10 protein-coding genes are annotated in these 15,809 nt (G+C 51.8%); 7 read left to right on the top strand and 3 right to left on the bottom strand.

Annotated features, from left to right (window positions below; translation table 11 throughout):
• Positions 1 to 52 precede the first annotated feature (52 nt).
• Positions 53 to 3,274, bottom strand: coding sequence for a TonB-dependent receptor (locus tag H7846_RS02320; protein WP_186694947.1), 3,222 nt, complete (start codon positions 3,272 to 3,274; stop codon positions 53 to 55).
• A 585-nt stretch (positions 3,275 to 3,859) separates the two neighbouring features.
• Here H7846_RS02320 and H7846_RS02315 point away from each other — a divergent pair.
• The gene (locus tag H7846_RS02315) at positions 3,860 to 6,532 is read left to right on the top strand and encodes a capsule assembly Wzi family protein (protein WP_186694946.1); all 2,673 of its coding nucleotides are present in this window, start codon (positions 3,860 to 3,862) and stop codon (positions 6,530 to 6,532) included.
• A gap of 97 nt (positions 6,533 to 6,629) precedes the next feature.
• Here H7846_RS02315 and rfbG read toward each other — a convergent pair whose 3' ends face one another.
• A complete protein-coding gene (gene rfbG / locus H7846_RS02310; protein ID WP_255460795.1) occupies positions 6,630 to 7,793 on the bottom strand; it encodes a CDP-glucose 4,6-dehydratase in 1,164 nt (387 codons plus the stop codon).
• A complete protein-coding gene (gene rfbF, locus H7846_RS02305) occupies positions 7,790 to 8,560 on the bottom strand; it encodes a glucose-1-phosphate cytidylyltransferase (RefSeq protein ID WP_186694943.1) in 771 nt (256 codons plus the stop codon). The genes rfbG and rfbF overlap by 4 nt, the downstream gene beginning before the upstream one ends.
• Before the next feature lie 127 nt (positions 8,561 to 8,687).
• On the opposite strand from rfbF, the gene rfbH reads away from it, so the two are divergent.
• The 6 genes from rfbH to H7846_RS02275 all read left to right on the top strand — a co-directional run bounded on the left by rfbH (position 8,688) and on the right by H7846_RS02275 (position 15,500).
• A complete protein-coding gene (rfbH, locus tag H7846_RS02300; RefSeq protein WP_186694941.1) occupies positions 8,688 to 10,022 on the top strand; it encodes a lipopolysaccharide biosynthesis protein RfbH in 1,335 nt (444 codons plus the stop codon).
• A gap of 37 nt (positions 10,023 to 10,059) precedes the next feature.
• Positions 10,060 to 10,998 carry an NAD-dependent epimerase/dehydratase family protein gene (locus tag H7846_RS02295; protein ID WP_186694940.1) on the top strand — a complete coding sequence of 313 codons (939 nt, stop codon included), beginning with the start codon at positions 10,060 to 10,062 and terminating at the stop codon, positions 10,996 to 10,998.
• Between the two features lie 43 nt (positions 10,999 to 11,041).
• Positions 11,042 to 11,890 carry a transketolase gene (locus H7846_RS02290; protein WP_186694938.1) on the top strand — a complete coding sequence of 283 codons (849 nt, stop codon included), beginning with the start codon at positions 11,042 to 11,044 and terminating at the stop codon, positions 11,888 to 11,890.
• Positions 11,887 to 12,852 carry a transketolase family protein gene (locus tag H7846_RS02285; RefSeq protein ID WP_186694936.1) on the top strand — a complete coding sequence of 322 codons (966 nt, stop codon included), beginning with the start codon at positions 11,887 to 11,889 and terminating at the stop codon, positions 12,850 to 12,852. Before H7846_RS02290 ends, H7846_RS02285 begins: the two co-directional genes overlap by 4 nt.
• A gap of 99 nt (positions 12,853 to 12,951) precedes the next feature.
• Complete coding sequence (locus H7846_RS02280) at positions 12,952 to 14,190, top strand: GumC family protein (protein WP_186694934.1); 1,239 nt, start codon at positions 12,952 to 12,954, stop codon at positions 14,188 to 14,190.
• Positions 14,191 to 14,291: 101 nt separating this feature from the next.
• A complete protein-coding gene (locus tag H7846_RS02275; protein ID WP_186694933.1) occupies positions 14,292 to 15,500 on the top strand; it encodes a hypothetical protein in 1,209 nt (402 codons plus the stop codon).
• The last annotated feature ends 309 nt before the right edge of the window (positions 15,501 to 15,809 follow it).

The following is a 15,809-nucleotide window of genomic DNA, read 5'->3' as shown; positions in this document are numbered from 1 at the left end:
CTGCATGGAAGATGTGGGTGCGTTTTCTTGACGCCTCAGACGCAAACAACGATTAGAAGGTGAACCCTCCCAAAAAGGTGATCTGCCGTACCTGCCCACTCTCCAGAGAATCAAACGTTCCATACTGACTCGTAAATTGATTTCCACTTTGTGTTGAAATATCTCCACTCGGATTCAGGAACTGCGGATGATTGAACAGGTTCGATACCTGCATCACAAAGTTGAAGTGCACTCTCTCTGTAATTGCAGTCGACTTCGAGAGAGAAACGTGTGTCTGGTACAGACGTTGCCCTTCCAGACTGTTCGGCAACGCATTTCCAAAGTGCCCCGGCTGCGGAACTGCAAACGCCGCCATATTGAACCAGTTGTTTTTATTCTTGCCACCAGGAACGCTGGTTGGATCGCCTATCTTGTCCGGCAGACCTCCAACAGTTCCCGTATTCGATGAATCGACACCATCGAATTTAGGTGAGAACCACAAACCAGAGGCAAGATAGGTTGCTACACTGGTCGACCATCCTCCAACGGCACGATTCACCATGTCTCCGCTATTGGTCAGATAACGCTTGTTTTTTCCGAACGGCAATGCCCACACCATGCTGACTGAAGAGTAGTGCCGACGGGTCACGCCATCATTGGTCCAGTGGCTCAACACATCGTACGGATTCTCCGTGTCGAGATAGTTCACTGTGCTGTGTGTGTATGAGTAGCTACCGCTGAAGGTCAGATCGCCCGTTCTGCGATTAGCTGCCAGTTGTAAAGCATCATAGTGCGCTCCTCCATCAAACTTGAGCATCTTGGCAGAAGTAAACTGTGGAAATGGTCTTGTGATGCAAATGGGTTGTTGATTTGGTGGATTACAGGGATTCCCTTTTGGGTCTGTCCCTGTTGAGCTGAAAGGAATCGTCCCCGGCCGCGGGAGATCTACATTCACGCTGTAGTTCAACCCCGTGCTGCGTGACCCGAGATAGGAAGCGCGAAGGCCAATTCGCGCAATCTCGTGCTCATAACTCACGCTGAACTGATGAATCCGTCCATGGCTGATGCCGCGCTCATATCCATTCACGCTCTGGCCCGGAGCTTTTGAGCTCGCGGTGCTCGAAGGATAGGGATTCGGAAAGGAAAGTAGCGGAGCCCCGTTAGTGATTGCGTTCTGATAGCTCTCGCTGATCGCAAACGGTCCCGTGGAGCCTAGTTGCGGATTGATGGGTAGGAAGTTGTTAAAGTTGCCGCTGCCGTCATCAAAGCGGGAGGTATAGATGCCATAACCTCCGCGAATAACTGAATGATCGGTGATCGAATATGCTGCGCCAATGCGGGGAGCAATGTTGCTCTTGTCCATAATGGCCTGCACCTGGCCCGGCACTACGGTGATGTTTGATGGATACAATGGGCTTACTTTTCCGATGCCCTTTGAATCAACAATGACATTGCCTGTTGACGGGTCCCAGTTATAGGCCAGGTGGTCTCCGGCAGAGGGTGTGCCGTACAGATCCCAACGCACACCGTAGTTTAGCGTCAGTTTGCGGGTCACCTTGAAGGAGTCTTCCGCGTAAATGCCATACTCATTGAGTGTCATCTCGCGGTTTCCAAGAGGATTAACGCGTTGACTATTTTGCGGCAACCCGAGCAGAAAGTCTGCATAGGCATTATCGGCAGTTGGGTTGAGACCTTTGCCTGTAATGGATCCGTCGAAGGCAAACGTTCCGTAGTTCGGAACCACTCCGTAGAAATTACGGTAGTGCATGAAGCTCCCGCCGAACTTCCATGAATGTTTCCCTCGCTGCCAATCGACGGCATCGTTCAGCGTAAGGATATGATTATCCCCCTTGGTGCCTCCAGATACGTTTGACAGGGAAGTAAGACCTGTAATGTTGATCGTCGGAAAACCTTGCCCTGTCAGGTTGCTTGGATTCGCGCCCTGAAGCCCAACGGCGGTCAGCACCTTGCTTCCATCAAACGGAGTCTGCCCGCCCTGAGAATCACCATCCACGATGTTGTCTGTCGAGTATCCGAACCGGAAGTTGTTCACAATCGTCGGAGAAAAGATATGTGTGTCGCCGGCAGCCCACTGGCTGTGTTTTCGATTTCGCGTCCAGAAGATCCCAGGGATGCCGTTGGCACTCAAAACATAAGGAGTCTGTCGCAACTGCCAGCGGACGAACACGGAGTTGTTCTTCGTCAAATTATGGTCGACACGCACAATCGGCCAGTCTCCGCGATACAGATCACTGTTGAATGGAAACTGATACGAGTAGTTGTTGACGGGTTCATTGGTCGCAACATTCGGAGAGGGGTAGTAGGTGTTCTGTATCGCTGCTGAAACCGAACTGATGCGATTCGCCGGAATCGTATTGTTCGGAAACGGCAGTCCCGTTGTGGGATCAATAATCGTCGACGAGAACACGCCATTCCGCCATGCCGTGGTCGGAACGCTCGTTCGGTAAGACGTGCCCAGAGGAATGCGCTGCGCAAACCATCCGCCATAAAAGAAGGTGTGGTCTTTCCAGATCGGGCCCGATGCCTCAAGGTCCCACTCATGCTGCAGATAAGGCGTCTTCTGCGTATCAAAATAACCCTGCGCATTCAGCGCCGAACTGTAGATCCTGTACGTGGCCTTCCCGTGAAAGGCATTGGCTCCACGTTTCGTGACCGAGCTCAACTGCACTGGAACTGCGCTTTCCGCTGGTGCATTGAACAGCGTCGCCGCCACCTGTTCATAGAAATTGGCATTGTTGTTCTGGATTCCATTCAGGTCATTCGGAATACCATCGAACGTCTGGGACTGTTGAGACTGCTGCTCGCCGTTGGCGACCGGAGGATACTTGCCGCCCTGCACACCTGCCAGCGTCGTCAGCTGATACCATGTGCTCGGATATACCGTGACCTGTGGCGACTGTTCGTGCTGTTTCGCCGTAAACAGGTCGGCAATCGTCGAGGACTCTGTAGTGATAACGGCCGCTCCCGCCGATACCGTCACCTCCTCCTCAGCTTGTCCCAGAGCGAACTGCATATCCAGACGCCGAACCTGTCCGCTATCCAGAACAATGTTTTTCGCTACAAACGCTCTAAAGCCTTTCGCGGTACCGCGCAACTCATAAGTGCCAGGCTTCAGTTCGTTGAATTCGAAGTCTCCGCTCACAGTCGTCGTAGCGCGCCGCACTGTCTGCCCGGTAGCCGGTTCCAGAAGAGTGACCTCTACTCCAGCCACAACGGCACCGGTATTGTCCTCAGCCGTTCCACGTAAAGTTGCGTTCAGGGTCTGAGCTGTCAAACTGGAACAACAGCTAACAATAAGTAGAAAAACGAAATGTAAAAGTAGTGGACTGCTCTTCGAAGGGCGGTAGAACGAAAATGACCTTCCATTCGCAAAAGAGAGGAGAGGCATAGGGGGAGACCTCCTAATGTGCTTTTTAGGGCGTATGTTCAACTCATTACTGGTTGATGGTTTGCTATATTGACTCTTTCTGATTCGTTTGACAAGCATTTATTTCTTTTTATTACGATTCATGCTCTCTTCGATCTATAAATTCTGAGTGATTGTGGAACACCTGTTCCAAAGAGCCTCTTTTGCGCTGTCAAGCAACAAATCTGTCAACGCGTTAGGAATCAATAACTTGCATTTGCAGGATCACCCCTGTCCATTCTCTATACTTAAAACAGGTTGAAAGAAACACCAACGGAAATTGCCATCGCTTTAAAGCAGCTCCAAAGCGTGAGGGGGAGCCCGGTCATGCCGGGTGTCGCTTCACAGAGGTCCGAATCTAAACTATTTGAATCCAAGATTTTGCATCAAAATGCTGGGGGGAGGGGTACCCCAGAGCGAACCGTCTCAGGCACCCATCCGACTGGCCCGGCTATGGTAGCCTCCTCTCAGGGGTCGCGTGATTTCAGCAACCTCCAAATCACTGCCATGGATGTGACCCTGAAGAAGCTCTGGCCGCCGTTGTTGTCTGCAGTTTTCCTTGCACTCCCCCTTCAACCCTGCCTCTCTCAGAACGCCGCACCTCACGCCGCCTTCGGTTCTTCCGAGCTTCCCGACGCGCCCCAACCGCAGAACCCTCCGCTCCCGAGCGAGATTCATCCGAACTCCCGCTCCACCGAGCCCGAAGACATTACTCTCGCCGGAACGCCCAAGCGCCTGCTGAACGATCAGAAAGCCATCTGGACCAGCCCGCTACGCCTCAAACCCAGCGATGGAATCTGGCTTGCCCCCTTCGGGGCCGCCACCGGAATGTTGATGGGAAGCGATCACCACACCATGACGCACCTGATCGACATGAACGACGATTCACGGAACAAAGCCGACACGCTCTCCAACGGAGCGCTTGTCGGCATAGCCGCCGCGCCCGCTTCCATGTATCTATGGAGCCTCTTCAACCACGCTCCACAGGCTCATGAGACAGCACTCCTCACTGGAGAGGCTCTTGCCAACTCACTCGCCGTTAGCGAAGTCCTGAAATTCACCTTCCGCCGCGATCGTCCGCTGACCAACAATGCGCAGGGCAAGTTCTTCAGCTCCGCCTGGAACGACGGCTCCTTCCCTTCGAACCATGCGGTCATGGCCTGGTCCATGGCCTCAGTTCTCGGCTCTGAATACCCCGGCTGGTTATCGCGAACCGCGGTGTACGGTCTGGCAAGCACTGTCAGTGTCAGCCGTGTTCTCGCCGAGCAGCACTTTCCCTCCGACGTTCTCGTCGGCAGCGTAGCAGGCTGGTTGATCGGCCAGTACGTCTATAAAGCGCACCATAACTACAACCTCAATCCCTACGATTCCCCGCCGCTGCCGAAGAACTACGTCGCTCACATCAATCCGCAACCAGGCTCTACCCCGCTTTCTCTTCCCACTCCACCACCACCACCACAGTTCGGCCTGCCTCCTGACCCCATCCAGCACCGGCCTCCAGCGCTCTTCGATGCAGATCCAGACACCATCGGCTCCACCAACGTGCCGATGGACAGCTGGATCTACCCCGCGCTCGAGCGACTCGCCGCTCTCGGCCTAATCCCGACGCAGAACGCAGCCATCCGCCCCTGGACGCGACAGGAGTGCCTCCGACAGCTACGCCAAGCCCAGGAGATCTCCGACCGTATCGACAGCTCAAGTCCGAGGCTTGTTGCAGAAGCTCAGCGATTGATGACCGACCTCGACCGCGAACTCGCAAACGAATCGACTTCCTACCAGGAAGTCGCACTTGAATCCGTTTACGCACGCTATGGAACGATCGCCGGCCCCGCGCTCAATGATAGCTTTCACTTCGGCCAGACCTGGTGGAACGACTTTGGCCGTCCGCAGGGTCGCGGCTCAAATGCCATTGCTGGTTTCTCAATCCGTGCCCACTACGGCCGCCTCTTCTTCTACACCCGCGAGGAGTACCAACATAGCCCTGGAGTTTCGGAGCAATCTGCGGAAAGAACAGCTTTGATCAACCAATTGGATCGCATCCAAAGCGACGATCCCTACATTCAGCCTCCAGTTGCAAGGGCTGCCTATGAACGACAGCGCCCCATTGAGATGTATGCAGGCTACGCCTTTTCCGGTAACGCACTCTCTTTCGGGAAACAACAATTGTATTGGGGGCCAACAACAATGGGCCCACTTTCCTTCTCAAATAACTCAGAACCAACTTACAGCTTGCGTTTTGTCGCCGCGCGCCCACACCCGCTTCCTCTCGTCCCATCATGGGGAACCTATCGATTTGATATTGTTCTTGGCAAACTCTCCGGTCACTCTTATCCTGCACGGCCCTGGTACAACGGCCAAAAAGTATCGTTTAATTTTGGCGACAACTTGGAAATGAGTTTCACTCGCTGGTCCGTTTTCTGGGGGGTCGGACATCCCATTACCTTCCACAGTTTTAAAGACAACATCTTTAGCTTCAACTCAACAGGAAGCTATGTTGGCAATGGAGCTGCTCCCTATGGAGACCGTCTGGATCCCGGTGACCGCAAGAGCAACTTTGACTTCCGATACAAACCGCCATTTCTAGGCAAAATCGTCACTCTGTACGCCGATGCTTACTCTGACGACGATCCCAACCCCATCTCCGCACCCCGGCGTGCCGCTTGGAATCCTGGAATTTATTTTGCGAGGCTTCCATGGCTTCCACACGTGGATTTACGCGTCGAAGCAGCTAGCTCTCAAGGGCTCGTTCGTGACTTTGGAGGGCAGCATTTCTTTATGAATAACCAGTATCTCGATAGCAATACTAACAAAGGCTTTCTACTGGGAAATGCGGTGGGACGAGATGGTCGCGCTATTGAGGCTCGCAGCGGTTATTGGTTCTCTTCCAGAACCCGAGTTGAGGCAGGATATCGTCAGAACAAAATTGCAAATGGCTTTCTGCCAGCAGGAGGAACCATTACAGATGGTTTTATTAATGGTTCCTTAGCTATCAATCGCCATTGGACAGCTCAGCTTTTCCTGCAACACGAACGGTTTCTTATCCCATCGTATATGGCGGGTTCACAGCACAACACCAGTGGCTGGTTTCAGCTCACATGGAACCCTAACTTCTCGATCCAGAAATAGTTACTGGATAAAGTTCATAAGTTACTTTCCTGCTCCATTGCCGGTTCAACAAGCCCAACAAAGCTCCATACTGCCCAGCCGATATCCAGCAACCCTCTCATACGATCCAAGAGGTTCCAGGAGCCCCAGCTAGAAGAGGCATATAGTTTTCGATCTGGCCCAAGGTAAAGTTGTGCATATCCGCTCCAGACTGCCATGCTCGATACCACTGCACAAGAAAATCAAGCGCGCCATCGAGGCGAAGGAGAGGAACCCAACCCAGTTCTGCGCGTGCGCGACTGGCGTCTAATTTTAGATATCCAGCTTCATGCGGGCTCGGTTCCTCGTCCAATACCCAAGATGCGCCTCCTCCCCATAATCCTGCCATCCGCTCCGCTATCCAAGAGACAGGCCGGGCATCGTCTTCGATTGGACCGAAGTTGTAAGCCGTCGCGTATTGCGGATCACCTGTTAGCAGTTGCTCCGCGAGACAGATATAGCCATGAAGTGGCTCGAGAACGTGTTGCCATGGACGAATAGAATGCGGACTGCGGATCAGGGCTGGTTTACCTGAGATGAATCCGTTAACCAGATCGGGGATAAGACGGTCGGGAGACCAGTCGCCTCCGCCAATAACATTACCAGCGCGAGCAGTCGCAATAGCTACTTGATGACCATGTGGCTTTCCTAGCCTACCGGTGGGAAAATACGACTGCCTATAGGCTGCGCTGACAATCTCTGCGCAAGCTTTACTGCTGCTGTAGGGATCGTATCCTCCCAACGGGTCGGTTTCACGGTAGGACCACACCCATTCCTTATTTTCATAGCATTTATCAGTTGTCACGGACACGACCGCACGAACGCTCGACGTGCGACGAACACTATCCAGCACACGGGCCGTCCCGATGACGTTGGTTTCGAAAGTGCCGATGGGATCTTCGTAGGAATAACGAACAAGGGGTTGGGCGGCGAGGTGGAAGACAACGTCAGGAGCGAACTCGCGCATAGCCGCATCAAGCTTTGCAGCATCACGAATATCGCCTCGAACGTCCTCGACCACAGAGCTGACTCTGGCTACCGTAAAGAGGTTCGTTTCCGTGCTGGGTTCCAGCGCATAGCCTCGGACATTCGCACCGAGCCGCGCCAGCCACAGGCCTAGCCATCCACCCTTGAATCCAGTATGGCCAGTGAGAAACACGCGTCGCCCACGCCATGCGGAATTTAGATCCGGCTTGTCTGCTGGGCGCTGCTCGCGATGTAGAAACACATTATTATCGTTCACCAAGTCTTCCACGGCGCCTTCCCGGAGCTCCATAGCTCTTCGAGGTATTGTTTATCGCGAACTGTATCCATAGGCTGCCAGAAACCCCGATGGAAGAAAGCGTGGACCTCCCTATCGGCAACTAACGACTCGATCGGTTCTCGCTCGAACATTTGCCTGTCATCAGTGATGTAGGAAAAAACCTTGGGCGACAGGACGAAGAAACCGCCATTAACCCAACCACCCTCATCCCCTAGCTTCTCGTGAAAAGAGTGCACTTCGGTGCCGACAAAACCTAGAGAGCCGAACCGGGCTACTGGCTGGATGCTCGTAAGTGTAGCGATCTTACCGTGAGAGCGATGAAACGAGATAGAGGTCGCAATATCAACGTCGGAGACCCCATCGCCATAGGTCATGCAGAAGGCGTCTTCGCCTCCCACGTAGGGCGCAATACGCTTCAATCGCCCACCTGTTCCTGTTGCATCCCCCGTATCAACCAGTGTGACACGCCATGGCTCAGCCAAGGAGCCATGAACCGTCATCTTATTGTCCTTCATATCGAAGGTCACGTTCGAAGTGTGCAGGAAGTAGTTAGCAAAATACTCCTTGATCACATAGCCCTTGTAGCCGCAGCAAATGATGAAATCATTGATCCCATGAGTCGAGTACAGTTTGAGGATATGCCACAGGATAGGGAGTCCGCCGATCTCAACCATCGGCTTGGGACGAACCGACGTCTCTTCACTGATACGGGTGCCGAGACCGCCGGCAAGGATAACCGCTTTCATTTACTCTGCCTCGGATTTAATCTCTGTGAGATATCATACTCGCTTGTTTATGAGATATCCGTAAGTCCTCTGACTCCTTCAAAAGCTGTCCGAGAAAGCATCGCTAGGTATAGTCTTAATTTCAGTTATGATTGAAAAAGCAACAGCGCTGCGAAAACAGATTCTCGAATTAACTGCACAATTTCACGCGGAGATGTTTCCGCAGAAAGATTTTGTCCCGGGCTCATCGGTAGTACCCGTATCAGGGAAGGTGATTGGACCGGACGACATTTGTTCGGTCGTCGACTCTGCGCTGGACGGATGGTTTACAACCGGTCGATTCGCCAAGGACTTCGAACGTAAGCTGGCACGCTTTTTCGGGGTCCGGTTTGCCTCGCTCGTGAACTCCGGATCTTCTGCAAATCTGGTGGCACTAAGCGCGCTCACCTCACCGAAACTTGGGGATCGACGGCTGAAACCCGGCGATGAGGTAATCACGGTTGCCGCTGGCTTTCCGACCACGGTCAATCCTATTCTGCAAAATCGTCTGATCCCGGTTTTTCTCGATGTAACACTACCAACTCTCGAGATCGATGTAACCCGATTAGAAGAGGCGCACAGCCCAAAGACCAAAGCAGTGATGATCGCTCATACCCTTGGCAATGTCTTCAACCTCGATGCGATTACCGCGTTCTGCAATAAATATAACCTGTGGCTCATCGAAGACTGCTGCGATGCCTTGGGATCAACCTACAGAGGCCAGAGCGTGGGAACCTTCGGTGATATTGCCACTGTTAGCTTTTATCCAGCCCATCACATCACGATGGGTGAGGGTGGAGCAGTGTTGACCAACAAACCCCTTTTGCAAGTATTGATCGACTCATTTCGCGATTGGGGACGGGACTGCTGGTGTGAGCCTGGAGTAGACAATACCTGCGGAAAGCGGTTCGATTGGCAACTTGGTGCATTACCTTGTGGATACGACCATAAATACACATACTCTCATATTGGCTACAATCTAAAAGCCACGGATATGCAGGCAGCTCTGGGTGTCTCACAAATCGCCAAGCTGCCTCACTTCATCGAGCGTCGCAAAGAAAACTTCGCCTATCTGAAAGCCGCGCTGAAACCTCTGGAGGAGTTTCTCATGCTTCCGGCTGCCAGTGAAAATTCAGATCCGAGTTGGTTTGGATTCCCCATCGGTATCAAGGAAGAAGCTCCCTTTACCCGGGACCAGCTGACTGGAGCGCTGGAGGCCCACAAGATCGGCACGAGGCTATTATTTGCAGGAAACCTGTTGCGTCAGCCGGCCTACAAAGGATACGAGTACCGGGTAGTCGGAACACTTACCAATACCGACTTTGTAATGAACCGCGTCTTCTGGATCGGGATATACCCCGGTCTAACGAAACCAATGCTCGACTTCATTGCTCAGACGATGACGCATTTCATTGTGACGCTTAATGAGTTCAGGGTACTTTAACTTTGACCTTGCCGCAAGTGATCTGGGAGACAAAATAATGCGTTGCCTTGTAACGGGAGCGTCGGGCTTTGTCGGCTCTGCACTAGTCCCGAAACTGCTTGCAAGAGGTCACCATGTCGTTATCCTAGTGAGACACTCCTCAGACCTCACACTGCTGGAGCCCTACCTTCCTCAACTCGACCTCTTGTACGGTGACTTGTTGCACTTTGGCACTCAGAGCCTGCCGCAGGAAATTAACCTAGGAAAACTTGACGCGGTCTTTCACCTCGCCTGGTTCGGCGTCACAGCCGAGTTTCGAAATGATCCGGATCAAATCCGGACGAATCTCGTCGCGACGCTCGAACTGTGGAACTCGGCAAAAAAAGCCGGATGCAGAATTTGGATTGGACTAGGCTCTCAAGCTGAATACGGAAGAGTCGATCACGTCCTGCGCGAAGATACTCCGACAGCTCCGGTAACCGCGTATGGGGTAGCAAAGCTCGCTGCAGGACTTACCACAGCCAAGATGTCCGAGATTTGCGGAATGCGCCATGTCTGGCTACGTCTGCTCTCGGCTTACGGTCCAGGAGATGACGAGCGCCACATGATCCCTTCCGTTATCCAAGCATTTCTTGCTAGACGCCGTCCAGCGCTTACACTCGGTGAACAGATGTGGGATTATATTTACGTGGACGATGTAGCTGAAGCCCTTTGCGCAGTACTCGAAACAGAAACAAGCGGTATTTACAATCTTGGCTCTGGCAGCGCGATCACTCTAAGAACCGTCGTGGAGAAGATTCGCGATTTGATCGACCCATGCCTCTCCATCGGTTTCGGTGAGATTCCTTATCGCCCCGACCAAGTCATGTTCCTCGAAGCCGACATTTCCAATCTCTGTGCGGCTACTTCCTGGCAACCCAAAACAAGCCTCGTAGAAGGTCTTACACAAACTATAGCCTGGACGCGAAAACGCATTCCACTTTCGGAGACCAGGTAGAACGCTTTGCTTGCAGGAATTGCCTGAAACACAACAAATAGTCATGAGCCAGAATATCGTTCCTATACAATCCGCTGGTCTGATTCAGGGTCTACGTGACCGTGCTCGCGTTCTTCGTATCCATACATTGAAAATGATCCATCGCTCAAAAGCGTCCCATCTTGGAAGCTGCCTTTCGATGGCGGACTTGATTACCTGCCTCTACTGGAACACCCTCCGCATTGATCCAGTACTCCCTGCATCGCCAGGACGCGATCGTTTTTTTCTAAGCAAGGGCCATGGGGCAGCAATTTTATATGCCGCACTCGCCGAACGAGGTTTCTTCCCAATAGCGGAACTCGATTCCTACTGCCAGAACGGATCGCGCCTTACTGGTCATGTTACCAGTGGAGTTCCTGGCGTAGAATTGTCGTCTGGTTCATTAGGACACGGCCTTCCTGTAGCCTGTGGCATAGCGCTCGCTGCAAAACGAGAAAATCTTCCCTTTCGTACCTTCGTTTTACTGAGTGATGGCGAGCTGGATGAAGGCTCTAACTGGGAAGCCATTTTATTTGCTCCACAGCACAAGCTCGACAACCTAGTGGTCATCATTGATTACAACAAAATTCAAAGTTTTGGTTCGGTGAAAGATGTATTGGATCTCGATCCGCTCGCCGATAAGTTCCGTGCCTTTCGTTGGAGTGTCAAAGAAGTGGACGGTCATGATATGGAGGAACTTGTCGAGACCTTCCATTCTCTTCCCCTGGAGAACAGCCGCCCCACAGCCATCATCGCTCACACGGTTAAGGGTAAAGGGATAAGTTTTATGGAAAACCAACTCGCCTGGCATTATAAGAGCCCTACAAATGAACAGATCGAGATCGCTCTCAAAGAGCTGGAGACCACACGATGAGGACCGCCTTTATTGAAGAACTCATTGCCATCGCTGAACGGGATGAGCGTGTATGGCTGGTCTGTGGCGATCTCGGCTACTCAGTTCTCGAAGCGTTCAGCGCAAGATTTCCGGGGCGATATTTGAATGCAGGTGTTGCCGAGCAGAATATGACCGGTATCGCCGCTGGACTTGCACTCATGGGCAAGGTCGTCTTCACATATTCCATTGCTAACTTTCCCATCATGCGTTGCCTGGAGCAAATTCGTAATGATGTCTGTTATCACAAGCTGGATGTGAAAGTAGTTGCTGTTGGTGGAGGATTAGCCTATGGTAGCCACGGCTATACCCACCATGGAGTCGAAGACCTTGCTGTTATGAGTGCTATGCCGAATATGGCAATCGTTGCCCCCGGTGATCCAATAGAAACACGTGCCGCAACTGCGGCCCTTGCATCTACTCCAGGTCCCGCTTATCTTCGACTAGGTAAGGCAGGGGAGACAATTTGGCACAAAAAAGATATAGACTTTCACCTCGGTCGCGCAATTCAGATGCAAGACGGTCACGATCTGACAATCCTGAGCACTGGTGGCGTATTAGGCCTCGCCGTCGAGGCTGCGAGACAGCTCAAAAGTGCTGGGTGCTCCGTCCGATTGTTGAGTATGCCAAGCCTGGTACCACTGGACGTTGACGCAATCGCGAAAGCAGCCAGCGAGACAGCTGCAATCATCACGATTGAAGAGCATGGCATCGGGGGCTTGGGCACTATGACCGCCGAGGTTCTGACCTCTATCCGAGCCGCTGTTTCCTTTTATCCTATCCGCTTGGGACGCGATCCTATACGGCTGTCCGGTTCACAGGAGCAGCTTCGTTCAGACCAAGGGGTAAGTACTGAGGGTATTCTCGTTGCTGCAAAGAGAGTGCTGAACTCTGAGCTACTACGTATTCTGTTTAGAGAACTGCCATCTAACAATATGCACTGATACAATCCATAATCGAATCGTGAAGCTTTCAAGCTCTACTGTCAAAACGATCCATATGGCTGGTGCAGTTGCCTGTCTGTATCTGGAAATGTTTACGATATGACAATGCAATATTCGCCCTCTACAGAGTCGAAAACAGCTGAGACAGCTTCCCTGGAAGAAGCCGTTGGAATCGACGTGATTGATCTAGCTCTATCTCTCTTACAAGCAAAGCGTCTTATTGCATTGTGGACAACTATATTTCTGGCTATTGGTCTTGGGATATCCCTCTGCCTGAAGCCCGTATTTACTGCGACTGCGGTCATTATGCCTCCCCAACAAGCGCAGTCGGTAGCCGGAACGCTACTGGGCCAGCTTGGCTCACTGGGCAGTTTAGGCGCAGCTTCTGAGCTGGGATTGAAGAACCCAGGCGATATGTATGTCGGGATGCTGCAGAGTCGCGTGATCGCAGATGATCTGATCGATCGATTCCATTTGCAGAGCATTTATCACACAAAGCTGCGCACCGACGCTCGTAGGGTACTACGAGGCTATTCCGACTTCGAAGCCGCAAAGAACAACCTCATCTACATCCGCGTAAAAGATCATGATCCAAAGCAAGCTGCAGCGCTGGCAAATGGTTATGTCGATGAATTACAGAAGATGAACTCGGACCTTGCAGTCGGTCAGGCCTCTCAACGACGTCTGTTCTATGATCAACAACTTGCAGAAGAGAAAAAAGCTCTTACCGCCGCAGAAGACAGCTTGAAAGAAACGCAGGAGAAAACAGGCCTCATCCAGCTCAATGGGCAGGCAGAAATGACCATCCGTAATATTGCTTCTGCACGAGCGGAAATTGCCGCTCGGCAAGTGGAACTCGGGGTGGCCCAAACTTACGCAACAGACCAAAACCCCAGTGTAATTCGGCTGCAACAGGAGATCTCTTCTCTAAAGACGCAGCTTGAGATTTTAGAGGATAAGCAGCAGCACATGGTTCCAGGCGACTTACAGATTCCTGGAGGCCAGGTCCCAGCAGTTGGCCTAGAATATTTGCGCAAGTTACGTGAAGTACGCTATCACGAGTCTCTATTTGAATTGCTGGCCAAGCAGCGAGAAGCCGCAAGCTTGGATGAGGCAAAATCAGCCCCGCTGATTCAGGTTGTCGACCCGGCTGAAGCTCCAGAACGCAAATCAGGACCATCTCGAGTTTTGATTACGGCAGGCCTTGGATTGGCTGGCTTTTTTCTTTCAACAATATGGGCATTCACAAAGCATTTGTTGGCTGAAATGCGGCAAATCCCTGGGCAAGCTGTGCGACTTGAACAGCTACGACGCGAACTTAGCCTAGGCAAAAATTAAGCACGGACCAAATGCCTCGGTTGAATCAACGGCACTCCTACACTTCTTCTGCATAAAGGAACTTCGCTTTGCTAGACGGAAAAGCTTTCGAAGCGATAACCATGATCGTTTCTCTCATGGTTTTATGCGGTTCGTATCTATTGATCGTGTGGAAGGATCGCAGCTGGATCAACTGGGCTACCCCAGCTTTCTTTTTTACGTTGGGGGGAAGGTATATATTTCAATTTGCTTACCTATATTTTATAAATCCTAGTGGAAGCCACTATGCGTATTTCTTTTCATACACGACTTACGCGTTATCTTTTCTAACTGCCGCCCTCGTATACACCTTCGTTAAACCCTTTAAGCTTAGACCTCCATTACATTCGACCCAAGACGTAGGGCTATGGCCATGGATATTGTTGCTGCTGGGATTCTTGCTCTACCTGCCTATCTTGATTGAGTTCAGAGCCTATCTCGGCGATCCACGTCGGATCTATGCGTTAACACGCACCGGCTATGGACTCTGGTTCTTCGGATCAACAACCGTAACGGCCCTTGCATTCGTAACGTATCTCTTTCAAAAACATAAAACCGTCTGTAGCGCGCTCTCATTTTATGGGATTTGCGCGGCTCTGGCTTATTGGCATGGAAGCAAGGGCATTATCCTAACTTATGCCCTTATCTGGATGCTTTATCGCGTTTATGTGGGCCGAAAAACCATCAGCGCTTTTGCCGCGATTGTCTCTTTGTCGGGAGTCGCGGCTCTTGTCATCGGCTCCTTTGCGCTTTTCTCGACAGCGGGAGATATCGTCGACCTTGCCAACTCTGTAATGTCCTATGCCGACTATGTGAGGAATTCGATGCTTGTCATAGACGACCAACAAGGGGAACGATATTACGGTCGGCTCACGCTCGAGAATGAAGTTTATTCGCGAATTCCCAGAGCGCTGATGCCAGATAAACCAAAAGATTTCGGCCCCTTTTTTCTTGCCAAAACGTACGCACCCGCGGCATATCGGGCTGGCGAGGGTGCACCTGCATTTGATATTGGACTTCAGTATGCGGACTTTGGCCCGATATCGATTGTCTTTCTATGTTTCTTTTCTGGATGTACTGCATGGATTATGTCGAGCGCGTTATTTCATTTGCGACAATGGCCAAGTCCCGGTACGTTTGTTGTCGTTCTCTATCTAGCTGGAGTTGCGATCATTACGGCTGGCAGCGGAAATTACCTGCCAGAAGCGATCTTTTTTGCCGGAGGATTGTCTCTTATATTGCGGGTGCGCATTATCCGCGGACCTGTCTCCTTCAGGCGCGGGATTTTTTAGCGTCAAGCTTGCAGTCTATCCTGGCATAATTTTGGCAACGATTGCATGCCTCTCTTTACTGAGACGATCCCTTGAAATGCAACGGGGCACCTATAGAGTCTGAAAAGAGACGGGACACATAGCATTCTTCGAAATGCTCATGAACATCAAGAAAAATTGAGAGTCGTCCGTGGCGGATGGAAGTACTTACCACAAACCAAATTATGAAAATGTTTGTGCTGCGACAGGCTGTCTATCATCGTCGCTCTCAGTGAGGGAGAAGAACGAAAAGTATGTCTACGCTGTCGGGGCAATCTCCGCTACGAGATG

The organism is Edaphobacter sp. 4G125, assembly GCF_014274685.1.
GTDB lineage: Bacteria > Acidobacteriota > Terriglobia > Terriglobales > Acidobacteriaceae > Edaphobacter.
The sequence above is the reverse complement of the archived record's forward strand: the minus strand, read 5'-3'. Positions and strand labels throughout refer to the sequence as shown.

What these genes read in the sequence shown, in the direction of transcription:
- H7846_RS02280 (WP_186694934.1), top strand. Translation starts at nt 12,952, where the DNA reads ATGACAATGCAATATTCGCCCTCTACAGAGTCGAAAACAGCTGAGACA.
- H7846_RS02290 (WP_186694938.1), top strand. Translation starts at nt 11,042, where the DNA reads ATGAGCCAGAATATCGTTCCTATACAATCCGCTGGTCTGATTCAGGGT.
- H7846_RS02315 (WP_186694946.1), top strand. Translation starts at nt 3,860, where the DNA reads ATGGTAGCCTCCTCTCAGGGGTCGCGTGATTTCAGCAACCTCCAAATC.
- H7846_RS02295 (WP_186694940.1), top strand. Translation starts at nt 10,060, where the DNA reads ATGCGTTGCCTTGTAACGGGAGCGTCGGGCTTTGTCGGCTCTGCACTA.
- H7846_RS02285 (WP_186694936.1), top strand. Translation starts at nt 11,887, where the DNA reads ATGAGGACCGCCTTTATTGAAGAACTCATTGCCATCGCTGAACGGGAT.
- rfbH (WP_186694941.1), top strand. Translation starts at nt 8,688, where the DNA reads ATGATTGAAAAAGCAACAGCGCTGCGAAAACAGATTCTCGAATTAACT.
- rfbF (WP_186694943.1), bottom strand. Translation starts at nt 8,560, where the DNA reads ATGAAAGCGGTTATCCTTGCCGGCGGTCTCGGCACCCGTATCAGTGAA.
- H7846_RS02275 (WP_186694933.1), top strand. Translation starts at nt 14,292, where the DNA reads ATGATCGTTTCTCTCATGGTTTTATGCGGTTCGTATCTATTGATCGTG.